The organism is Mechercharimyces sp. CAU 1602 (genome assembly GCF_024753565.1).
Taxonomy (GTDB): domain Bacteria; phylum Bacillota; class Bacilli; order Thermoactinomycetales; family JANTPT01; genus Mechercharimyces.
The window spans coordinates 34,078-56,556 of record NZ_JANTPT010000004.1 but is presented as its reverse complement, the minus strand read 5'-3'; the positions used below and the strand labels follow the sequence as shown (position 1 = coordinate 56,556).

18 protein-coding genes are annotated in these 22,479 nt (G+C 42.2%); 13 read left to right on the top strand and 5 right to left on the bottom strand.

Going from position 1 to position 22,479, the window contains the following annotated elements; translation table 11 throughout:
• The first annotated feature begins 134 nt into the window (after window positions 1–134).
• Together NXZ84_RS14015 and NXZ84_RS14010 are read left to right on the top strand one after the other, a co-directional pair.
• Window positions 135–899, top strand: coding sequence for a thermonuclease family protein (locus NXZ84_RS14015; protein ID WP_258840971.1), 765 nt, complete (start codon window positions 135–137; stop codon window positions 897–899).
• 72 nt (window positions 900–971) lie between these two features.
• Window positions 972–1,529, top strand: coding sequence for a DNA-3-methyladenine glycosylase I (locus NXZ84_RS14010; RefSeq protein ID WP_258840970.1), 558 nt, complete (start codon window positions 972–974; stop codon window positions 1,527–1,529).
• Here the strand turns inward: NXZ84_RS14010 and NXZ84_RS14005 are convergent.
• Entirely contained in the window at window positions 1,514–3,265 is a 1,752-nt protein-coding gene (locus NXZ84_RS14005; RefSeq protein ID WP_258840969.1) for an ABC transporter substrate-binding protein, read from the bottom strand. The two genes, NXZ84_RS14010 and NXZ84_RS14005, sit on opposite strands and share 16 nt — an antisense overlap.
• 103 nt (window positions 3,266–3,368) lie before the next feature.
• Here NXZ84_RS14005 and NXZ84_RS14000 point away from each other — a divergent pair, with 103 nt between their 5' ends.
• Window positions 3,369–4,643, top strand: coding sequence for an MFS transporter (locus tag NXZ84_RS14000; RefSeq protein WP_258840968.1), 1,275 nt, complete (start codon window positions 3,369–3,371; stop codon window positions 4,641–4,643).
• Between the two features lie 34 nt (window positions 4,644–4,677).
• On the opposite strand, the gene NXZ84_RS13995 is transcribed toward NXZ84_RS14000, so the two are convergent.
• On the bottom strand, window positions 4,678–5,235 hold the full coding sequence (locus NXZ84_RS13995; RefSeq protein ID WP_258840967.1) for a PadR family transcriptional regulator: 558 nt from the start codon (window positions 5,233–5,235) through the stop codon (window positions 4,678–4,680).
• 134 nt (window positions 5,236–5,369) lie between these two features.
• Between NXZ84_RS13995 and NXZ84_RS13990 the strand changes: the two genes are divergently transcribed.
• A complete protein-coding gene (locus NXZ84_RS13990; RefSeq protein ID WP_258840966.1) occupies window positions 5,370–6,896 on the top strand; it encodes a phytoene desaturase family protein in 1,527 nt (508 codons plus the stop codon).
• 200 nt (window positions 6,897–7,096) lie between these two features.
• Here the strand turns inward: NXZ84_RS13990 and NXZ84_RS13985 are convergent, their stop codons facing one another.
• Complete coding sequence (locus tag NXZ84_RS13985) at window positions 7,097–8,836, bottom strand: hypothetical protein (protein WP_258840965.1); 1,740 nt, start codon at window positions 8,834–8,836, stop codon at window positions 7,097–7,099.
• A 675-nt stretch (window positions 8,837–9,511) separates the two neighbouring features.
• Here NXZ84_RS13985 and NXZ84_RS13980 point away from each other — a divergent pair.
• Window positions 9,512–9,736: a hypothetical protein gene (locus NXZ84_RS13980; protein ID WP_258840964.1), complete on the top strand. Its 225-nt coding sequence runs from the start codon at window positions 9,512–9,514 to the stop codon at window positions 9,734–9,736.
• A gap of 17 nt (window positions 9,737–9,753) precedes the next feature.
• On the opposite strand, the gene NXZ84_RS13975 is transcribed toward NXZ84_RS13980, so the two are convergent.
• Window positions 9,754–11,802: a transglycosylase domain-containing protein gene (locus tag NXZ84_RS13975; RefSeq protein WP_258840963.1), complete on the bottom strand. Its 2,049-nt coding sequence runs from the start codon at window positions 11,800–11,802 to the stop codon at window positions 9,754–9,756.
• A gap of 240 nt (window positions 11,803–12,042) precedes the next feature.
• On the opposite strand from NXZ84_RS13975, the gene speE reads away from it, so the two are divergent.
• The 4 genes from speE to argS are packed head-to-tail and all read left to right on the top strand — an operon-like array spanning window position 12,043 to window position 15,874.
• A complete protein-coding gene (gene speE, locus NXZ84_RS13970; protein ID WP_258841064.1) occupies window positions 12,043–12,867 on the top strand; it encodes a polyamine aminopropyltransferase in 825 nt (274 codons plus the stop codon).
• Between the two features lie 12 nt (window positions 12,868–12,879).
• Window positions 12,880–13,755 carry an agmatinase gene (gene speB / locus NXZ84_RS13965; RefSeq protein WP_258841063.1) on the top strand — a complete coding sequence of 292 codons (876 nt, stop codon included), beginning with the start codon at window positions 12,880–12,882 and terminating at the stop codon, window positions 13,753–13,755.
• Between the two features lie 21 nt (window positions 13,756–13,776).
• The gene (locus tag NXZ84_RS13960) at window positions 13,777–14,229 is read left to right on the top strand and encodes a YwiB family protein (RefSeq protein WP_258840962.1); all 453 of its coding nucleotides are present in this window, start codon (window positions 13,777–13,779) and stop codon (window positions 14,227–14,229) included.
• Window positions 14,198–15,874: an arginine--tRNA ligase gene (gene argS / locus NXZ84_RS13955; protein WP_309495966.1), complete on the top strand. Its 1,677-nt coding sequence runs from the start codon at window positions 14,198–14,200 to the stop codon at window positions 15,872–15,874. Before NXZ84_RS13960 ends, argS begins: the two co-directional genes overlap by 32 nt.
• 41 nt (window positions 15,875–15,915) lie before the next feature.
• On the opposite strand, the gene NXZ84_RS13950 is transcribed toward argS, so the two are convergent.
• Entirely contained in the window at window positions 15,916–16,971 is a 1,056-nt protein-coding gene (locus tag NXZ84_RS13950) for a murein hydrolase activator EnvC family protein (RefSeq protein ID WP_258840960.1), read from the bottom strand.
• 577 nt (window positions 16,972–17,548) lie between these two features.
• Here NXZ84_RS13950 and yunB point away from each other — a divergent pair.
• The 4 genes from yunB (at window position 17,549) to kamA (ending at window position 22,475) form a co-directional block, all read left to right on the top strand.
• Window positions 17,549–18,304 (top strand): sporulation protein YunB, encoded by a 756-nt coding sequence (gene yunB / locus NXZ84_RS13945; protein WP_258840959.1) that lies wholly within the window; start codon window positions 17,549–17,551, stop codon window positions 18,302–18,304.
• A 167-nt stretch (window positions 18,305–18,471) separates the two neighbouring features.
• Window positions 18,472–19,887 (top strand): sigma-54 interaction domain-containing protein, encoded by a 1,416-nt coding sequence (locus tag NXZ84_RS13940; RefSeq protein WP_258840958.1) that lies wholly within the window; start codon window positions 18,472–18,474, stop codon window positions 19,885–19,887.
• Between the two features lie 220 nt (window positions 19,888–20,107).
• Window positions 20,108–21,166: an L-erythro-3,5-diaminohexanoate dehydrogenase gene (gene kdd, locus NXZ84_RS13935; RefSeq protein ID WP_258840957.1), complete on the top strand. Its 1,059-nt coding sequence runs from the start codon at window positions 20,108–20,110 to the stop codon at window positions 21,164–21,166.
• Between the two features lie 22 nt (window positions 21,167–21,188).
• Window positions 21,189–22,475, top strand: coding sequence for a lysine 2,3-aminomutase (gene kamA, locus NXZ84_RS13930; protein ID WP_258840956.1), 1,287 nt, complete (start codon window positions 21,189–21,191; stop codon window positions 22,473–22,475).
• Window positions 22,476–22,479 lie beyond the last annotated feature (4 nt).

Genomic DNA, 22,479 nt, shown 5'->3' with positions numbered 1-22,479 from the left:
CACTTCCCTTTTTGGAAGTGGAATCACGGAACCACATCATTGCTAGGACACCAAAAGAGCAGGCAGAAGTGCCTGCTCTTTTGGTGTCTAAAAAAGATTGATTTTGTGCAAAAAGTTGAGAGGGAGAACACATTATGAAGTATAAGCGGAATCGCCTTGGGTTCATTCTGTTACTAGTATTATCTGTTCTAACCGGTTGCTCTTCAGGTACAAGTACAAGCTATGTTGAAAAATCTCTCGATCTGTCAGAAGAGGAGGTTATTCGTCACGAGATTAAGATTGATAAAACCGTTCAAGTAGTTGATGGTGACACCATTAAGGTTTTTTTCAATGGGAAAGAAGAGAGCATCCGCTTATTATTAGTCGATACACCCGAAACCTCTCACCCTAAGTTAGGAGAACAACCTTTCGGGCAGGATGCTAAAGACTTTGTCCGAGAAATGATTGCTGCGGGAAGCAATCTTAATATTGAAATTGGAAAAGAAGAGCGAGATAAATATAACCGACTCCTGGCCCATGTTTACGTAGACGATACTAGCATCCAACGAGAGCTTTTGGAAAATGGTCTAGCAAGGGTGGCTTATATATACCCACCCAATACTCGTAACTTAGAAAAATATCAAAGAGCGGAGCAAAAGGCTGAAGAGGCCGAGATTGGTATTTGGGGATGTGAGGGGTATGTTCAAGAGAATGGATTTCACTCGGAAAGTTGTGATGTTGGTTCTGCTTCCGAAGATCCCTCACAAAAAGAAGATTTACCCTCGGAACTTAGTGACAAGGACTGTTCAGATTTCGCAACCCAGGCTGAGGCTCAATCCTTCTATGATCGGATAGGTCCAAAAGATCCACACCGTTTAGATAGCGACGGTGATGGTATGGCGTGTGATTCATTGCGGTAGTTAGCTTACTAAGCTTGTTGCTCTTATATTTGTTAACTATACTAAATGAAAATGTGAAGAAGGTGATCATTGATGAAGCGATGCAATTGGGTAAATAGTGATCCCTTATATATTTACTATCACGACCATGAATGGGGGGTTCCCGTATATGATGATCATAAGCTTTTTGAAATGCTAAATCTTGAAGGGGCACAAGCCGGACTGAGTTGGTATACGATTCTAAAAAAGCGTGAGAACTATAGAGAAGCATTTGATGCTTTCGATCCTCACAAAATCATTCATTATGATGATCAAAAAGTAGCAGAACTTCTTCAGAATGAAGGTATTATCCGTAATAAACGGAAGATCCAAGCTGTTATTGATAATGCGCATGCCTATTTTCGCATTAGGGAAGAATTTGGGTCATTTAGTTTATATATATGGCATTTCGTAGAGGGAAAGCCGATTATAAATCATTTCAACTATCCAGAAGATGTCCCCAGTTCTACTGAGATCAGCTCACAGATGAGCAAAGATTTAAAGAGAAGAGGCTTTAAGTTTGTAGGTCCCACGATATGCTATGCATATATGCAAGCAGTTGGAATGGTAAACGATCATTTAACAGACTGCTTCTGTTATTTAAATGATTGATTAATTCCTTGCTGACAATGATGCTTCTCATCCAACCATAGTTTTCTCATATCGAGAAAGCCAAATCGATCTAAGTAAACATCTTTCATCAAGGTATTAAACATATTGTGTTCAATAGGGTGATCTAAATAAAGCATGAGGTGGTTCGCTCGGATATATGCTTCTAAATCGTTCATGCTTGTTGTGCGCTTATCTTCATCGACTTCAAACTCAATATTTTCTAAATGGCATTGAATCTGCTTCCAATGTTGCACTAAGCCTGTGCGTTGAGATAACAGGGATTGATTATAAAACCAATCTAGAAAAGACAAAATATCATCACTACCTACATCTCGTCCCATGACCAGATCAGCTTGATCATCGCGCGTTTGATTATCGGTTGAACTGTACATGGGGCGGATCTGTATCCCTACTTCTTTCGCTTGTTTCATAAACCATGTTACATCGGGTTCAAAAGTTTGGATTTTGTATGAAAACAGGATCTCCTCCCCTTGATATCCTGATTTTTTTAGTAAGTTCGCTACTTTGTCTCTATCTTTTGGAAGGTAGTGAGATCGAGTAGCAAAATAGCTTGAAGCTGGGGTGATGGTATCTCTTTTCAGTTCTTGAGCCATTTTTTCTATATCAAACAAGTGATAGATCGCTTCACGAAAATAGGGACTGTGTATGATCGAGGAACATTTTTTAAAGTTAAATACGATGAAGCGTACACCAACAGTTATCTTTGTATGATAACTTTCATTCTTATTTTCAATGATTTCGTATTTCATTCCAAAATGCCGTTCATTTGCCAAGGGATAAAAATGAGCCTCATCTAAAAATGGGCGCGGTAAAAAGTGGCGATCAAAAACTTCGAGTGATAGCTTTCCCTCATGCTTTTCTTTGATTCTAAACGGTCCTGTACTAATAAATTGATCCTCTGCAAAAGGGATATCCCGCGGCAATATAACTAAAACATACCAACTTAGATACCGCAAAAACAGATGGTTCGGGTTATGTAAGCGAAAGGTGATGATATAAGGTGAGACACACTTTATATTTGCAATATTCTTTACAATCCAGTGATTGGGAAGAGTAGGATCGCGAAAGCGTTCGAAGGTAAAGCGAATATCTTCGCTTACCAATTCCCTGTGATGGTGAAACAGGACACCTTTACGTAGATAAAATGTCCATTCCACTCCTTCAGTATCTTTTTTCCATGCGTGTGCAATATGCGGTTTAATCGTATCGGTACTAGAATCATAAAGCACTAATGGATCCCCCAAGTGCATAATTAAAAAGCATTCGAATGATGTGGATATATAACGAGGATCAATGCTGTATATGTCTTTATACGCAATGGCTCGAAGGACATCTTTTTTATTTGAAGCTGTCCGAAACCCTAGGAAATCCTGCACCTTCTCCAAAATTTGTTTAGAAAAAGGAGATGGTAGAGGTATTTGTAATATTTTCATGACATCATCCAAATGATCCATTTTGATTAACTGATTCACTTCGTGTTCCAGATCTACTTGTAAAGGACGTAAAAAAGTAATGGTTGAAGCATTGCCCCGCCCTCTTCCTGGAGTGTAGACAATTTTTTCTTGCTCCTGCAACCTCTTTAATCTCAATTTCACATTTTTCCCTGTGCAATTCCACAACTGCTCTAATTCTTGAAATTTAAAGTTGGCTTTAAGTCCTTGCTCGCGCTCATACAGGTATCCTCTCATCTGAAAATACGGGATTAACTTTGCCACCACAATCCCTCCTAATAAAAGGGGAAGTATTGAATGTAAAGATTCTCTTTTTAACCCTTTTAGAGTATCTCATAATGAATTTTAGTACAAGGAGGGGATCTAAATGTTGAAGCATCGCCATCCCAATATTCGCATTCGGTTGTTTATTACTTTCTTAACACGGTGGGTTCATGCCATGCTCCTACCTTTTATGGCCATTTATTTGTCTGATCATTTTGGAGAAGAGGTCGCCGGTCTGTTATTAATACTGATGTTTATCCTCTTATTCCTCTCTAGTATCTATGGTGGACAACTGACAGATGTGATAGGTAGAAAAAAGACGATGGTCATCGGTGAAACGATTAACGTTTTCGCCTTTTTCGGATTGTTGATGGTGAGTACCCCTTTATTTGCCTCTCCCATCATGACCTATCTGATGGTTGTCATCAATCAAATCTGTACGGGATTGATTTCACCAGCGTCTGAAGCCATGTTGATTGATGTCAGTAAGCCGGAAGATAGAAGTTATATTTTTTCACTAAACTATTGGGCGATTAATCTAGGCATGGTAACGGGTTTATTGATTGCTATCTTGTTATTTGAAAACTACTATTTCTACATGATTATCGGTATTTTTGCTATATCGCTTTTCACTCTGTGGTTAACCAGTATGAAGATTGAGGATACATTCCATGTTTATCATGAAAAAAGAAATCCTACCGGCATATGGAGCCTAAACTCACTCTGGAGACACTACACTACCGTCATCAAAGATATTTCCTTTCTGTTTTTTACGCTAGGCGGGATTGCGATCGCCTCCATCGAACCACAATTATATAACTTCATCTCTGTGCGCATAGAAAAAGAGTTTCCTACTACCTTTTATTCTCTATTCGATCTTCATTTCGCATTGGATGGTATGAAAGTGTATGGTTTGATTATTGGATTAAATACTGTATTAATCATCAGTTTCATTACGTTGGTAACAAAGAAGTTCGCAGGGAAATCACGCGAAGTTCTACAATATACAGGGTTTGCTCTGTTTGGATTAAGCTTTGCCTATCTCAGTTTTTCAAACTTTTTACCTGGGATTATTCTTGCTGTTGTGCTTTATACACTGGGTGAGCTCCTATTCATCCCAGCCCGGCAAAGTTTATTAGCTGATATGATTGAGCCCTCTCAAAGAGGTGCTTATTTAGCTGTCAATGGTTTTATTCTTCATTTTGGAAAGCTATTTGGTGCAGCTGGATTAACCATTGGCGCACTAATCGGTAGTACTGGGATGTGTATGCTGATCTTATTTGCCACTTTACTAGCGATTCTCTTTTCGCGTTTTGGCTTGCAAGGACGAAAAAAGAAAGGTGAAACAGAGGACATGGTTGCTCCCTCTCAATCGTAAGGAGTATTAATCCAATTAGTGAAGGCAACCACCTTTATCCCTTCTGTTTTTCTTCTAACTTTCTAATACTTTCTTCACACCATTGGATCGTGGCCTTTACAATGCATTGACCATGGGATAACGTCATCATCCAATAATCGAAGTGAGGATCCTCTTTCCTTTTGGTAAGGAGGAAATGTTCTGTCGTATTTAAAGATTGGAGAATGTCTTCCATTTTCTGTTTATATTGAATGACTTGTGCGATGTTGTGTCTGATATCAAGATGTTGTCCATAAAAAAGCTTTAGAAGTAGTTCGTTTTTGTGGATAGGTATTTTTTCAATCGGCTTTTCCAACCAATTTATAAATTGGCTTTTTCCTACTCCCGTAATTGTATACACTTTGCGATCTGGCTTTCCATCCACTTTTTCAATGTGAAAGTCAGCAAAGCCGAGCTCTACAAGTTTTTTTAAGGTCGGATAGATTTGACCATAACTTTCCTGCCAGAAGTGTTTAATACTACTCTCAATGGTTTTTTTTATTTCATAGCCAGTTAAGGGTGCATACATCAGAAGGCCAAGTAAGGTATACATCGTTTTATTTTCTCTGGACATTTTTCAACCCCGTTTCACTTGTTGATGAATTCCCATAGTATAGCACACTTTTTATTTTGACATTTTCAAATCTTATCTATATAATTGTATCACACAGCTATATATCTTTTTGATATAAGAGGAGGATAAATGATATGTCGAATTATGACGTATTAGTCATTGGTGCCGGTATTGGTGGACTTTGTACTGCTGCACGATTATCCCAGTTAGGTTATAAAGTGGCCGTTTTTGAACATCACGTGCGTCCAGGAGGCTATGCGACTAACTTCCCACGAAAAGGAAAATATGAATTTGATGTATCCTTACATGCAATTGCCAGCTTAAATGAAGGGGAAATCTGTCATGAGATATTCTCAAAATGTGGGATTATGAACCGTATTACTCCTCTCAAAAAAGAACATCCCTACACTGCTGTATGGGAAGGTGAGAAGATAACAATTCCCCAAGATCATGAGCAGTATTTGGCTCTGCTACAAGATATGTTCCCACAGGAACGAGAAGGGGTGGCTAAGTTATTTAACGCTTTATATGCTTTTGCGCAAGAGATGGCTTTTCTACAAGATTCGTCGATCCCCAAAGCAGAAAAACAAGAGCTATTTCCGATCAAGGCCCCTTTGTTTATTCAATGGTCACAGATGACAACAGCAGAAGTGATGAAGCAATATGTAGATGATGAAGCTCTCATTTCATTTTTCACTTTACTATGGCCTTATTATGGTGTTCCCCCGCAAATGCTTTCCGCTCATTACTTCTTTGTGCCTTGGATAGGCTACCATCTTGAGGGCACTTTCTATATCAAAGGTGGTGCACAAGCTATTGCTGATGCATTAACTGAGGTTATTCATGAGCATGGTGGCAAGGTATATCTGCGGCAAGAAGTAACCGAGATCATTGTAAAAGATCAGAAGGCCATAGGGATTAAGACGAAAAAAGAAAAAACCTTTACAGGGAATTGGATTGTTTCAAATGCTTCACCGCAAATAACATTTTCAAAGTTAATGAATGAATCAGTTACAGAGTCATCATACCGTGAAAGTTACGAAAAATTAGAGATTGGTCCCTCCATTACTCAACTGTATCTCGGACTAACAGAAGACCCAGCAAATTTTCAACTCGTTGACGAAGATATTGTATTTGTGAAGGAAAAAGATCCAAGTAAAGATTATCAGTATTTAAAGAGCGGTGATTACCAACAGGCCAATTTCGGAATCACCAATTATTATAAATTAGATCCTGAGCTTAGCCCGAATGGAAAACCGGTTATTGTGGCAGCCTTTATCGACTTTATAGAAAATTGGCCCGAGAATAAGGAAGATTATAAGAAGAGAAAAGAAGAGGTAACACAGTATTTGTTGAGTCAACTAGAAGAACATTATCCAGGAATTACACAGGCGATCGAAGTGCTAGAATTAGGTACACCGAGAACGATGCAAAGATATACAAAAAATCCCGCAGGTGCTGTTTATGGATTTGCCCAGACAGTTAATCAATCCGGGCTACATCGTTTACAGCGAAGCACACCGGTAGGTCAGCTCTCATTAGTGGGGGCATGGACGCGTCCAGGTGGGGGCTATCAGGGTGCAGCAGTATCTGGAATTAGTGAAGCAGAAAAAATCCATAAGAAACTAGGTCTTGATAAGGAAGTAACACAGCTTTCGTAGAGCGAAAGTTGACCGCAACTTAAGAGATGTAAAGCGATTAAGATAAGTTTTGACAAATAAAGTGCATCCGTCAAATCCAAATGCTTTAGTAAGTGAGTAACGTAAAAGCATAAAGGGATTTCGGATGCACTGAAATTATATCGATTATTTTAAAGCAACCAGAGAGTGATACCCTTCCTTCTCTTTCGCCTCAGTTTATCCTACCAGGTTAAGCTTATATCGGTACCGTCAAACTTCACATCCGAATCATATACATACTTCAAAGTACCTTTCCAGAACGATCCATGCCACTCCCAGTCTGCGTCATAATCGACTTCAGTTAGCACTTTGGTTGTGAACTCGTTAAAGCTACCGTATTTTTCTTCTGTTCCCACAATGGTGACCCAGGTTTGTTCGGACCAATTGCAGGTGATTTTATCAGAATCTCCATTTCCACAGGGATAACGGAGAGCTACATATCCATCATCTTCTTTTCCGAATTTCCAATTTCCTTCTCTCTTTTCTTCATCAAATCCATCAGGCCAATATAACCAAACATCCGGCTTCCCGTGATAGGCCTTAATTTCGGTAAGCGGATTATATTGAATGACCGCTACGTTATTTTTTTGTTTGATTTTGGGGAGGTGATCATTTTGCATTGTTGTGTTACTACTATTCCCTGCTTGTGTCCACACAGATAAGCTTCCAGTTGTAGCAATCCATGGATTTTGTTGATAGCCTTGGTATCCTCCTCTATACTCTTGCAAGGAATGTAACATCGTTCCGCCATCTTTGTACATCGCCAAATTAGCAGAGGAAAGGACAGAGCTCCGACTAAAAGCGGCTCCTGCCTTGGCTGCTGCTGGTGCGGCCCCCTCTGAAAGTCCAAGGAATCGATCAAATGCCTTTAAAGCATCATAGCCTTCTAATTGATATTTACTGGCGAACCAAGCGGTATCTGCCGCAACATCAGGGTGGAAGTAAGCACCCTGACTCCAGTAAAAGGGTACTCGTTCATCACGAGAGAAGTCTTTGTAGATGGTATTGATGGCAGTATTTAAAGAGTGACCATTGGTATAATTCATGTTTATCTCTTTACCGAAGTATTTGAATACATCATCTGTAATGGGCAGTTGGGATGTGGCTAAAAATACACCAATAGGGCTACTGGAAAGATTTTCTTCTTCTTGCAATCCGGTCAACAGGTAAATCACCTTATTGATGTTATGTCCTGTACCACTCTCTTTATATCTCATATATGTTCTTCCGGCTGCCGAATAAAATGAACCCTCATCATTTGTGACTAGCAATACATCTTGCAACAGACGTTGTGATGCGCCGATGGCGAGTTGACGAATCTCTTCATCTTCTGCAAAATCAACCAAGTTTAATAGACCGGATAGTGTGTAAGGCAAATAAACACCGGAATAAAATTCATAAAAGCCGTATTCATTTTTGACTTCCAAATATCTTTTAAGACGTTCATAGGTCCGTTTATCTTCAAACATCCCATATTTTTCTTGCAACAGAAATTGAGAAGATGTATACATGAGCATATGGTTTTCGGAAGCGAACACATGGTCTCCTGTGCTTCCTTCTTTAAACCAGAAATGAAAGCCAGCTAGTGCTTCAAATAAATCATCCTTGATTTCGGGGCGTAGCATTAAAACACGAATGAGCTTTGTAAGATCAAAATCTGCGTTTTTTACGCCCCCATTGCGCATTTTATCCAGATAGTGATTTAATGCTTTTTGATTCAACTTCTCTCCTTTATAAGCTTGTAATATGAGAGCTTCATAAGAATCAGACGAAAAGACTTGATCAATATAGAGTGCTTGCCTTTCTTTGTAAGCGCTTTCATCAAAAACAAAGGTGGATTCTTCTGCATACGTCGTTACATTCGATGGAAACAGACTGAGTACCATCAATGTACAAGTGAAAGAAATGAGCCATCTTTTCAATATTACCCTCTCCTCATATTCAGATTTTTTTAACACCAGTATCATTATACAATATAATTTTAAAAATTGGTTTAAAAATAGAGAAGATAATTAAGAAGCGAAAAATAGATTTAGTGTGTGTATGTCAAATAGACGAACGTGATCCAGGAATCGCATACACTTGGGTACTTTCGGGAAGGCTTGATTTTTGGGGTTGGTACACATTAGAGAGGCTTTTGTATGAGAATTCTCTTTATTGTATGAAGTATTTCTTTATCGTTCGAGAAAGATAGTCTTCTTTACACATAGTGATGAGACTTCATATTAAACTGAATATATCACTAGAAAATAGTTGAATATTACTATCTTATTCTGTTTCGCTTAGTAAATTAAATAAGTGTAGAAATAAACAAGAGGGGCCGTGAAGATATTAAGTTTATGTGTTGAGGATTTGAGCTCCAGATATTTTTGAGCAGGATTGATCAATATATCGACTTTTTTATCTTTGAATTCAGATTAGTGTACTAGGCTTATCTTTATGGCATTTGAATATGCTTTGACTAGAAAGAGATAAGTATAAAGCTTTCTATCGGTTGTTCTTGGATCGTCTTATCTTAGATTTATTACTTTGATTAAGACCGGTTATTTCTGCTTATGCTAACATCAGATGGACTATAAGCGAAGGTGGCGATGAAGATGGAAGAGCATCATGATCACTTTGCTCGACACGGTGGGGTTCATTTTACGGCAAATGTCTCTGCCGATCAAATTAATCAGTTTGTAAATGACTTACCATCTGAGAAGCGAAACAGTTTGTATGAAGTAATGAAGCATTTGGACGAGGCCGGTTTGATTTCGTTATATAATGACGGTTTACTAGCTGATGGTGACGGTGAGGTTGGTGGGAGTCAAGAGTGTTAAGGAAAATTGGTGGTCTGTTATTGAGACCACCAATTTTTAATACTCTCCCACAGTTTGAGGGGACTGGTCTCATCAGTGGGTAGCGGGCGATGGTGTTTACATACTTTAAGAGGCTCTGTTCCGGCGAGAAAGTACTCAGTATGGGTTTGTGGGCAAGTAGATGTCGCCAGCATGCCCGTTTCTGAATCGATCTTTACCTTACTCACTCCATCAGGAATGGAGAAAGCAGGGGTGTGCGCAGGGGATTCTGCCTGTTTGATGTATGTTCCCCAAATATATTGGGATAGACGTGATTGTTGGTACGGTAGCTCTTTTGCTTGGTCGTAGCCTATCCAGACACTGGTGGCGATATCAGGGGTATAGCCGACAAACCAAGAATCCCACCTGGTTGTACCTGTTTTACCAACTGCGGGAATGGAACCGACTAGCTGTTTGACCCGATTACCCGTTCCGCCTGTGTGCAGTACGCTCTTTAGCAGATCGGTGATGAGAAATGCTTTCGCCCTGGAAACAACACGCGTTGGGGCAACAGCAGGCGTGGAGAGGGTATGACCTTGTGCATCTTGAATAGCGATTATACTGGTAGGTTGAGCCCGGATTCCTTGTGCGGCTAGAGTGGCATAAGCATTGGCCATTTCAAGTGGAGTCACTGTCTCTGAACCAAGAGCAAGGGATGGATGCGCTTGTAGCTTAGAGGTAATTCCTAAGCGTTGTGCCATCTCAACAGTCTTCTCTCTTCCTATCTCAAAGTGAGTGCGAACAGCGTAAATGTTATCTGAACGAGCAATTGCTTCGCGCATGGAAATAGGACGATCTGCATAATGGTTGTGGAAATTATGCGGCTCATAGGTTCCATTCTCGTAAGTGAACCGAGTGGGTTTGCTCATCAGTTTTGTTGTTGCTGTTCGACCTTGATCCAGAGCGGCAAGGTAAAGAAAGGGCTTAAAAGTAGAACCCGGTTGGCGATGAGCCAGAGCGCGATTATATTGTGAACGACCGTAGTCGGTGCCTCCTACCATAGCAATAATATACCCAGTACGAGGTTCTATAGAGACGAGCGCACCTTCTAGACCCTCTTGTTTTACATACTGTTTAAAAGCATCTACGGCGGCATGTTGCTTTTTTAAATCTAACGTTGTGATAACGGTGAATCCGCCACTGCGTAGATCTGTCTCGTTTATGCCAAAGCGTTGACTAGCTTCCTTGATCACATAATCACGGAAATAAGGTGCTTGAGCCGGTATGGGTGTCGGTGGCGGCGCAAAGCTGAGGGGGGTTTGTTCTGCCTCGATCCGCTGTTCTTTACTTATATAACCGGTTTGCTCCATCGTACGTAAGATAACTGCTTGCCTCTGCTTCGCACGCTTTTCATTTTCGATGGGGGAGTAGTATTTGGGTCCACGTGGAATACCAGCAAGAATAGAACTTTCTGCCAAAGTTAATGCGCGGGCAGGTTTATGAAAATAAAGGTGTGAGGCCCTCTCAATTCCGTAAGCTCCATGACCATAATAAATATCGTTTAGGTACATGGTTAAAATCTCATCTTTGGTATAATGAAGCTCTAGTTGGATAGTATAGAGTGCTTCTTTCCATTTGCGTGTCCATGTACGCTCATGGGAGAGGTATAGATTACGCGCTAATTGTTGTGTAATGGTACTAGCTCCTTGTGAGAGTTGACCATTCCGCATGTTTACCCATATGGCACGGGTGATTCCACGAAGCGAAAATCCCCAGTGTTCATAAAAAGAGTGATCTTCGGCAGCGAGAGTGGCTTGTATGAGAGATGAATCAATATCTTTTAGCTTCACAGCGTCACGGTGTTCTCCGCGATCAAGCTGATCGATTCGTTCCCCATGTTGATCCACAATGGTAGTGGTTAGAGGAATATCAGGAATTGGTAGTGGGCGTGAGTAAAGGTAAAGGGTAAGGAGCAAGATGCAAGTAAGGATTATAGCCAATCCCCACATGCAAGCGATCGTCGTACGCTTTATCCATGTAGTGCCTCGTTTGTTTGACCGTTGTCTCGAGGGTATGATGTTGGTTGGCGGATCTCCTGGTTTTCCCATAGATAAGCTCCTTTGTTTGTGGAAGTATGCTAGTTGATGGACAGGTTTGTTAGTAAAAGATCTCGATTATTGTAATCCGCTTCAAGGAAGAATATACCTTATCACATTTTTTTTGCGAAAGGGTGAAAAAAGATTGAGGGAGCGGGTCTGCAAGTAGTATGCTAGTGAGGATTTATGAGGTTCTCTTTATTTTGTGTAGAAGAAAAGGAGTAATGATTAATGAGTGAGCATAACAATCAGTTGGATTTATGGTATACAGAAAAACAAACCCCTGATCATGGGATTACAAGTAAAATCACACGAACCTTGCATCACGAACAGACTGATTTTCAATCATTAGATATCATTGAGACGAAACAATTCGGCAATATGATGGTATTAGACGGTATGGTGATGACAACGGATCAAGATGAGTTTGTGTATCACGAGATGTTAACGCATGTAGCGATGAATACGCACCCGAATCCAAAGCATGTACTGGTGATCGGTGGAGGCGATGGTGGGGTTATTCGGGAAGTGGTAAAGTACGAGCAAGTAGAGACGGCCACCCTCGTTGAGATTGATGGACAAGTGATTGAGGCGGCCAAAACATATTTCCCGCAAATTGCAAGCGGATTAGCTGATCCTCGTGTCACTGTAAAAGTAGAGGATGGTATTAAGTTTATTGCAGAGCATCCCAATCAGTTTGATGTGATTCTAGTTGATTCAACTGAGCCGGTAGGGCCTGCGGTTGGGTTATTTCAAAAACCGTTTTACGAGGGGATACATGAAGCGTTAAAAGAGGATGGGATTATGGTGGCACAAACAGAATCACCTTGGTTTAATCGTGACTTGATCCGTCGAGTTTACCAAGATATCTCTACCCTTTTTCAGTACACGCAGTTATATACGGCTAGTATCCCTACGTATCCGAGCGGTTTGTGGAGCTTTACGATGGGATCGAAGAAGTATGACCCCTTACACTTACATGAGCAAGAAAATTTGTTGGATACGAAGTATTATTCCCGCGAGTTGCATCGCAGTTTATATCAATTACCAAACTTTGTAAAAGAATTGACAAAATAGGAGCGATAGATGATGCGCTTTGATGAGGCATATTCAGGCAATGTATTTATCGGTGCGACCGATCAGCTAGAAGAGGCAGAGGCAGTCATATATGGAATGCCGATGGATTGGACAGCCAGTTTTCGAGCAGGCTCCCGTATGGGTCCGAAGAGAATCCGTGAGGTCTCCCTTGTATTAGAAGAGTATAGTCCTGCCCTCGATCGAGACTTATCGGAAGTAAAGTATTACGATGCCGGCGATATTCCGTTGCCGATTGGCAATCCAGAGAAGAGTCAAGAGCAGATTGGTCACTTTGTGCGCCAGGTGATACAGCAAGGGAAAACCCCGATTGGTTTAGGCGGGGAACACTTGGTAACGTGGCCAATTATCCAGGAGTTAGTGCAAAAACATGGGGATTTAGTGGTATTACAATTGGATGCTCATGCGGATTTGCGTACTGATTACGAAGGGGAAAAGCATTCTCATGCGACACCGTTACGAAAAATTACGGAATTGATCGGTGCAGAAAATGTATTCCAATTAGGGATTCGCTCGGGTACGCGAGAAGAGTTTCACTATGCTAAGGAAGCTGGTATTCATTTTTACCCCTTTGAGGTATTGACTCCACTCAAAAAAATCTTACCTCAACTCAAAGGTCGACCGCTATATGTTACGATTGATATCGATGTACTAGATCCTGCTTATGCACCTGGAACAGGCACGCCAGAACCAGGTGGTATTTCATCGAGCGAATTATTGGCAGCGGTAAAGGAATTGGCGTTAGCTGACCTTCAGATTGTGGGTGCTGATTTGGTAGAGGTAGCACCACATTATGACCAGACAGAGCAGACTGCGGTTGTAGCGGCTAAGGTGATTCGGGAAATGTTGCTCGGATTCCTCAAAGGGTAGTTGACGAAGGGAGAGAGAGCGGTGAAACCGGTATGTGTCACGATCTCTTCCACCATCGACCGGGATGGGATGGAGGAGAAAGAAGTGATTCAACAAACGGTGACAGGTCAATTCGAAAATAAAGAAGAGCGTTGGTTCTTACGTTATCGTGAACAGGAAGGTACGGAGGAGGAGACACGGACAACTGTGAAAGCTAACCACGATGAAGTGGTTCTCATACGGCATGGTGCGATCTCCTATCGACAAACATATCGACCGGGGAGTAAGAGTAGTTCATTAATGAAAATCCCTAATGGAACCGTGGAGATGATTGTTCATACTCATACTTATGAACGCACACTGGTGGATGGGAGAGGGGTCATTTCATTCTCTTTCGCATTAACAGTAGGAGAAGAAGCACTAGGGGAGTATCGTTTAAAAATAGAATGGATGGAGGTATCTGATCTCGATGAGTGTGTTGGAAAAGGTGCATGAACAGGTAAAAGAGGCAATACGGGAGGCCATTATAAAGGCCGACCTCGTTAGTGTAGACCAGATACCTGAGATTACGTTAGAAACGCCACGAGAGAAACAGCATGGGGATTTAGCGACCAATGTGGCGATGCAGTTGGTGAAGGTGGCACGTAAAAGTCCACGGCAAATTGCGGAGGCGTTGGTGGCAGAAATTGACCAGCGTAAAGCGTTCATTCGCAAGCTGGAGATTGCTGGACCTGGTTTTATAAACTTTTTTATGGATCGGTCTTATTTAGCTAACGTTGTTCCCACAGTGTTAACAGAAGGGGACTCGTACGGTCAAACAGCGACAGGTGCAGGTAAAAGTGTGTTATTGGAATATGTGAGTGCCAATCCAACAGGGAGCCTACATCTGGGTCATGCACGAGGAGCTGCAGTTGGAGATGCGTTAAGTAACATATTAGAGCTTGCCGGTTATAAGGTGACACGCGAGTATTATATTAATGACGCTGGCAACCAGATGGATATGATGGCGCGTTCTCTGGAAGCTCGCTATTTAGAAGCATTGGGAAAAGAGAGTCATCTTCCTGAGGATGGGTATCGAGGTGAAGATATTCGTCAGTTGGGTATGAAAGTTGCCGCTGAGGAAGGAGAGCGTCTTCTCGCATTGTCGGCACAAGAGCGGTTAGGGGTTTTACGCACCAAAGGTCTGGAACAACTTTTGGTGAAGATTCAGCAGGATTTGGGTCGCTATCGCGTCCGTTTTGATCATTGGTTTAGCGAGACTTCATTGTATCAATCAGATGCGATTAAAGAAGTATTAAAGGAATTGCATGTGAAGGGATATACGTATGAACAGGATGGAGCGCTGTGGTTTAAGTCAACGCAGTTTGGTGACGACAAAGATCGGGTACTAGTAAAGCAAGATGGTTCATATACGTACCTCACCCCTGATATGGCATATCACCGAGATAAATTCGAACGTGGCTTTGATCGTGTTGTAAATATTTGGGGAGCCGATCACCATGGTTACATTGCGCGTATGCGCGCTTTTATCGAGGCGATGGGATATGATAGCGAGCGCTTTGATGTCGTCATCACCCAGATGGTGAAACTGTATCAAGGTGGCGAGCTGGTAAAAATGTCAAAACGAACGGGTAAAGCGGTCACCTTAACCGAGCTATTAGATGAAGTAGGGATCGATGGGACACGCTATTTCTTTACGATGAGAAGCCCTGATACACATTTAGATTTTGATATGGATTTGGCTGTATCTCAGTCGAATGATAATCCCGTTTTTTATGTACAATACGCTCATGCACGTATTTGCAGTGTGATAAAACAAGCAAGTGAGCAAGGCATAACCCCAGATGCAGATCAGATTGATTGGGATTTATTAACAGAAGAGCAAGAGTATGATCTTTTAAACAAGCTGGGTGAATTTCCGGCTGAAATAGCATTAGCTGCAGAAAACATGGCACCTAATCGCGTGATTCGCTATATCTTTGAATTAGCCTCGCTGTTCCACAGCTATTATAACGCCCATCGCGTCATTGGAGATGATCCTAGTGTGACACAGGCGCGACTTGCCCTATATCAAGCGATACAGCAGGTGTTGATCAATGGATTAAAAAGCATAGGTGTATCTGCACCAGAGAAGATGTAAAACAAAAAAGGGAGCCGAGAGGCTCCCATTTCCTAATATACTTACATGTAAGGTGCTGGATTAACACGCTGATTATTCTTTTGAACTTCAAAGTGGAGATGGGAACCGGTAGATTGACCATTGTTACCCATTTTGCCAATCACCTGTCCTTTTTTTACATATTCTCCTTTTTTGACGGTAACATCCCAAGACCACATGTGCGCATATAAGCTAACGATGCCTTCTCCGTGATCGATTTGAACGACATACCCGTACCCAGATGCGGGCTCACTGCGGACGACAATGCCTTCTGCGGCGGCATAGATGGGATCCCCAGTATCTCCGTTATAGTCGATACCTGCATGCATCTGTGGATAGGGATTTGTACGCCAACCATAGTTAGAACTGATGGGGGCATTTGCGGGCTTCTGCATAGGCCCTTTAAACTTGAAGTTTCCAGACTTAATCTCCTGGATCCGGATTTTCTGTAAATCAGCTTCAATATTATTCTCTTTCTTTTCTATACTGGCCAATTCAGATTTGCTTTTGGTGAGCTTATCTTTATACTCTTCAAAGGATTTTTTACCCTCAGCCTGCATTTTCTTATACTCTGTCTGCTCTTCTTCAAGCTTTTTCTTAATTTTCACAATCGCCTCTTCTTGCTTACGCTCTTTTTCAAAAAGATTTTCGTCTTTGTCCAGTACGAGTAAGATTGTTTCGTACGTGCTCAGAAATTCAGAGAAGGAGTCCGCTTCTAATAACGTGGCTAAATCCGCCATCTCCCCTCTTTTGTAAATGTCGGCAAGGCGACCATGTAGAACCTTACGGTATTTTTCAACTTGTTTTTGACGTTTCTTCAACTTTTCTTCTTGGCTGTCAATCTCTTTTTGTTTATCGTGGATCTGCTGTTCTGTTTCTTGCAGCTGCTTTTTTTGCTTATCTAGGTTGCTTTCAATCGACTTAATATCCTCTTGCTTTTTGTCTTTATCCCCTTGGATCTCTTGTAGCTCATCTTCGATCTTTTCCTTACCTTCATTAGCATAAGATAGGGAAGAAGGAAAGGTAGAGGATAAGAAGCAAACCGTAGCAATGATTGCAATGAAATTTCGTTTTTTCATCCAATCCTCCTCTGCTAGGGCGGCCGATTCTATCATAGTTAGAATATCGTTTTAGGTGGAAACAATAGATATTAACATCTATTGCCTAGTTGCCGCACACATATTTATCTATATTCTATTTAAACATGTTTTCACTAAAGTTGTCGACCCCTTGAAGAAGTTTGAGAAAAATGTTTTAAGATTAGTCAAATAATATGCTGAAATTCGTTATGTAAGGGAAAATTTTCAATATAATTATGTAAGAGAATGGGAGCATAAAAAAAGAGCCTAATGAAGTGGATCCCCCTTCTTCATTAGGCGATGAACGTGCGAATGGCGACAAAGAATAGTAGCCAGAGCGGGAAACTAAAGGCTGAGGCGTAGCAGAGTCCAATCACTTGGTTCATTATTTTCAGCTCCTCTTAATTATTTACTATAAGTACATTATAGCTGGTATAGAGAGCGTTGTGACGAGAAACATGGAAACGTAAAGTCGATGTAATGTGACTGTAATGTAATGAGAAAAGGGGAGAATTGTAGCTAATGATGCAATTGGACAGCCTTTGCTGAATAGAATGGGACAAAGGGGGGTGAGAGAATGCGATTTCGTAAACGTCCACGCCCAGTTCGTGCACGTCCCTTCATTCGCTTGCACTTTCATCCTATGCGGATTCGAAACCCATTTAAACTGCTTGTCTTTTGTGGTTTCTTTCTGTTTATACTCTCCTTTCCATTTATATATATATTTGAACAAAAGGTAGAGGAGACGCTCGTTAAAATGGCGCGCTCAGAAGTGAAACAAATTGCGCAAGGAGCCATGAATAACGGTGTAAAGAAGATGAAAGAAGACATAGGTGAAAAAATGAATGAGGCGATGGTGGTTGACAAGGATGAAGAAGGTATAGTGAGGAGCTTGCAAGTAGATCAATATTTACAGTCTCAAATATATGAGAGTATAACAGAGGGGGTACGAGAGGAGTTAAGGAAAGCGAGCATGAAAGATATGGGGATTCCGATTGGATCGATCACAGATAGTGCTTTTTTAGTGGATAAAGGCCCAGAGATCCCTTTTCAGTTCTGGCCTAAAGGGTCTTCTCATGTAAACATGGCAGCCTATTATGAGCCGGTCGGTATCAATATGGTTGCGGTTCGGATTGAAGTAAAAGTACGTGCAGATTTGGAAATTCTTTTTCCTAGTCATGAAAATAGCAATCTTTCGATAGAGTTTGATTATCCTATTGCTCAACATGTAATCGCGGGTGAAGTTCCCGATAATTATTATAATTATCAAAACGAAGGGGAAGAAAAGGGTACAGGAGAGAGAGCTCCTATCCCGATTGTACCCGTTCCATAAGATAGTGTGGCGAAAGGGCGATGGCTCCATAAGGCTATCGCCTTTTTCTCATGCTAATCTTATGGAAGAGAGGAAGCTTCTCCGTTGGTGGAGAAGCTATCTAGATAAAGTGTGACAATATTTTGGCACCTAGTGCTAATAAATGAGCACAAGAGGAGGCGAGGAAGGTGACAGGAAAAGATGAATGGATCAATCAACTATATCCATTGGTATTACAGCGTATTGATGATGGTATTCACATCGTAGATAAAGAGGGGATAACCCTTTTCTACAATGATATGGCAGCTACATTGGACGGATTAAGTGTAGAGGAAGTAACAGGAGCGTATATTTTAGATGTGTTTCCTTCACTCAATCAAAAAACGAGTACCTTGTTACAAGTCCTCGACTGTGGACGAGCAATTAATCATCAACAGCAAATGTATACGAATCGTTATGGAAAACAGATTGTAACGATCAATAGGACGGTTCCACTTTATATTGAAGGAAAATTGGTAGGGGCGCTGGAGATTGCAAAAGATATCACGTATGTGAAAAATCTATCCGAACAAGTTAGGCAGCTACAGACTGAGATTAGGGAGAGAGGGAAGAAAAAACGGGTTTTCATGCAGTCGGGCGCTGTTGATCGTGAACCTATCATCACTCAGAGTGAAAAGATGGAGCAGGCATTGGATCGAGCACAAAAAGCGGCGCAGACAAGCTCGCCGGTATTGGTAGTTGGAGAGACGGGAACGGGCAAGGAGTTGATTGTGCAAATGATTCACCGTCTCTCAAATGAGCGACATACGTCCCTTGTTGTACAAAATTGCGCTGCGATACCGGCTTCCCTACTGGAGGGGTTATTGTTTGGAACGGTGAGGGGAGCATTTACAGGAGCGGAGGATCGTGCGGGTTTATTTGAGTTAGCAGATGGTGGCACTCTTTTTTTAGATGAATTACATGCCATGCCCATAGAATTACAAGCAAAACTACTGCGGGTATTAGAGGAGGGCGTCGTGCGTCGAGTGGGTGATCTTAAAGAACGGACTGCACGAGCTCGTCTCTTGGTTGCCACCAATCAGGATCCAGAGGAAAGTATTCGCACCGGTCAGTTGCGGTCAGATCTCTACTATCGTATTCAGGTGGTTCGAATCACCCTGCCACCTCTGCGTGAGCGAATGGAGGATTTGCCTTTATTAACGCGTTTTTTTATCTCTTCGTACAACGAACGCTTTCAAAAACGTGTGCGAGGTATCACTACCGATGTGGGTCAAATCTTTCAGCGCTATGACTGGCCTGGGAATGTGCGCGAGCTAAAACATGCTGTTGAAGGGGCGATGAATTTGGTGGAGGGGGAGTGGATTGAGTCAAAACATTTACCTGCTCATATTGTACACTCCCCGGAAGAAAAACGACAAAAGACGTTATCTTTTCAGCCACTACGAGAAGCGGTGCAAGAGCTAGAAGAGAAAATGATTCGACAAGCGTTGCAGAAAGAGGCAGGCAATATTGTTAAAGCGGCACAAGTGCTGGAGATACCGCGACAAACACTGCAGTATAAGATGAAAAAGTGGGGACTCTCTAAGGAAAAGAGTACAGACTGAAAATCAATGCTTAATTTTCGGCAGTAAGGAAAGAGAAAGAGACGCATGAGTGGAGATATGGGTGCAAAAAAAGGGTTAACGAAAAACCTTAGAGGTGAAAAAAGGAGCGGTGTGGGAAGGGATCGAGAAAAAATATTTCAGTCCCTCATTTATTGGCATTATTCTTGCAATATTAAGATTAATGAAAGATCCAAATGGACCATAGATGAGAGGTGAAAGGATGGGACTAGGGGATAGGTATGGGCTTCATCGGGTAGTGGAGCCCATAGGCGTATTACCGCAACCAGCATGGAAGTTGGATGCAACGCCTATTTGTCATGATAATGAACTGTTACTGGACGTGGAGCGGCTAAATATTGATTCCGCTTCCTTTGTACAGCTGAAACAGGAGGCGGCTGGCGATTCTGAGCAGGTAAAAGAGAAGATTCTTCAGATTGTCTCCGAACGGGGGAAAATGCATAATCCTGTTACTGGCTCAGGGGGGATGTTGTTGGGGCGAGTGCTGGAAAAGGGTACTCATTTCCCTGGCTCACAGCTACAGTGCGGTGATACCATCGCCACCCTGGTTTCTCTTACGCTTACACCCCTACAGCTAGACCAGATTGATGAGGTAGATATGAACACGGGTCAAATAGCAGTAAGGGGAAAAGCAATACTGTTCGCGAGCGGACCGTATGCACGCCTTCCGCACGATTTACCAGAACGGGTGGCATTAGCTGCTTTGGATGTATGTGGAGCTCCGGCTCAGACAGCGCGCTGGGTACGCGCAGGTCAGACGGTCGCTGTATTAGGAGCAGGAGGTAAATCGGGTCTTTTAAGTTTATATCACGCGAAGAAGCAGGCTGGGCTACGAGGGCGAGTCCTCGCATTGGAAGCTCATTCGACTGCATGCAGGGAGATAGCCGAGCTCGATCTGGCTGATGAGGTATTACACGTGGATGCCACTGATCCCGTAGCTGTCTTGCAGGCAGTGCATGATGCTACCGCAGGCGAATTAGCGGACATCACTATCAATTGTGTTAATGTTGCAGATACTGAACTTTCTTCGATTTTGGCAACACGCACAGGGGGGGCGGTTTACTTCTTTAGCACAGCGGTTCGATTTACTGCTGCTTCGCTTGGAGCGGAAGGAGTAGGAAAAGATGTACACCTCCTGATAGGAAATGGTTATGCTCAGGGGCATGCGCAGTTAGCATTAAACACGTTGCGACAGCACCAGGGGTTACTCCATTTGTTTAGAAGGCGCTATGGCGTTGCGGATGGCGTGAATCCTAGATAACGGAAAAAAGAGAGGGGAATGAATGATGAGAGATTGGCGTGAAATAGAACTTTGGAAAGATGTAACCGAAGAGCAATGGAATGATTGGTTATGGCAACTGACGCACACGATTCGAAACATGGATGATCTGCAAAAAGTGATCAATCTGACACCAGCAGAGACAGAGGGAGTAAAAATCGCCAAGCAGACAATTCCGCTTAACATTACGCCCTACTATGCACTTCTCATGGATGAAAACGATCCCAATGACCCGGTGCGCATGCAATCGGTTCCTATCTCAGGAGAGTTGATGCAGACGCAATATGATATGGCGGATCCTTTGTTAGAGGATACGGATTCCCCAGCGCCAGGATTGACACATCGTTATCCGGATCGGGTTCTCTTCCTTATTACGAATCAATGCTCGATGTATTGTCGCTATTGTACACGCCGTCGTTTTTCAGGACAAATTGGTATGGGTGTTCCTCGCAAACAGATGGATGCTTGTATTGAATATATTCGTAACACCCCAGAGGTACGTGATGTACTTTTGTCTGGGGGCGATGGTTTGCTGGTTAATGACAAGATATTGGAGTACCTCTTAAAGAACTTGCGTGAGATTCCCCATGTGGAGATTATTCGCATCGGCACGCGCGCCCCAGTTGTATTTCCGCAACGCATTACTGAAAATTTGTGCAATCTCTTGCGTAAATACCATCCCGTTTGGCTCAATACTCATTTTAACCACCCCAAAGAGTTGACTCCTGAGGCGAAAAAGGCGTGTGAAATGCTAGCTGATGCAGGAGTACCATTGGGTAATCAGACGGTTATTTTAGCAGGTATTAATGATTGTCCTCATTTGATGAAGAAGTTGATGCAAGAGCTCGTTAAAATTCGGGTGCGTCCATATTATCTATACCAATGTGACTTATCAGAAGGGATTGGACACTTCCGGGCCCCGATTTCCAAAGGGTTGGAGATCATGGAGTATTTACGGGGACACACTTCGGGGTATGCTGTCCCAACCTTTGTAGTGGATGCTCCTGGTGGTGGTGGTAAAATTCCTGTCGCACCTAATTATATCGTCTCACAAAGCTCGGACAAAACCATTTTACGCAATTTTGAAGGGGTGATCACTTCTTATCCTGAACCGAGCTCCTACAAATCACATGATGCTAGTGAGTGTGAGTACTGCGCTCAATCGAAAGGTAAGACGACAGGGGTTGCTGCATTGATGACGGAAGAAGAGCTTAACTTGGAACCGAAGCAGTTAGATCGGGAGAAGCGTCGTCCTCAGCAAGAAACTGAGTCTGAGTTGACGAAAGCATGATCCG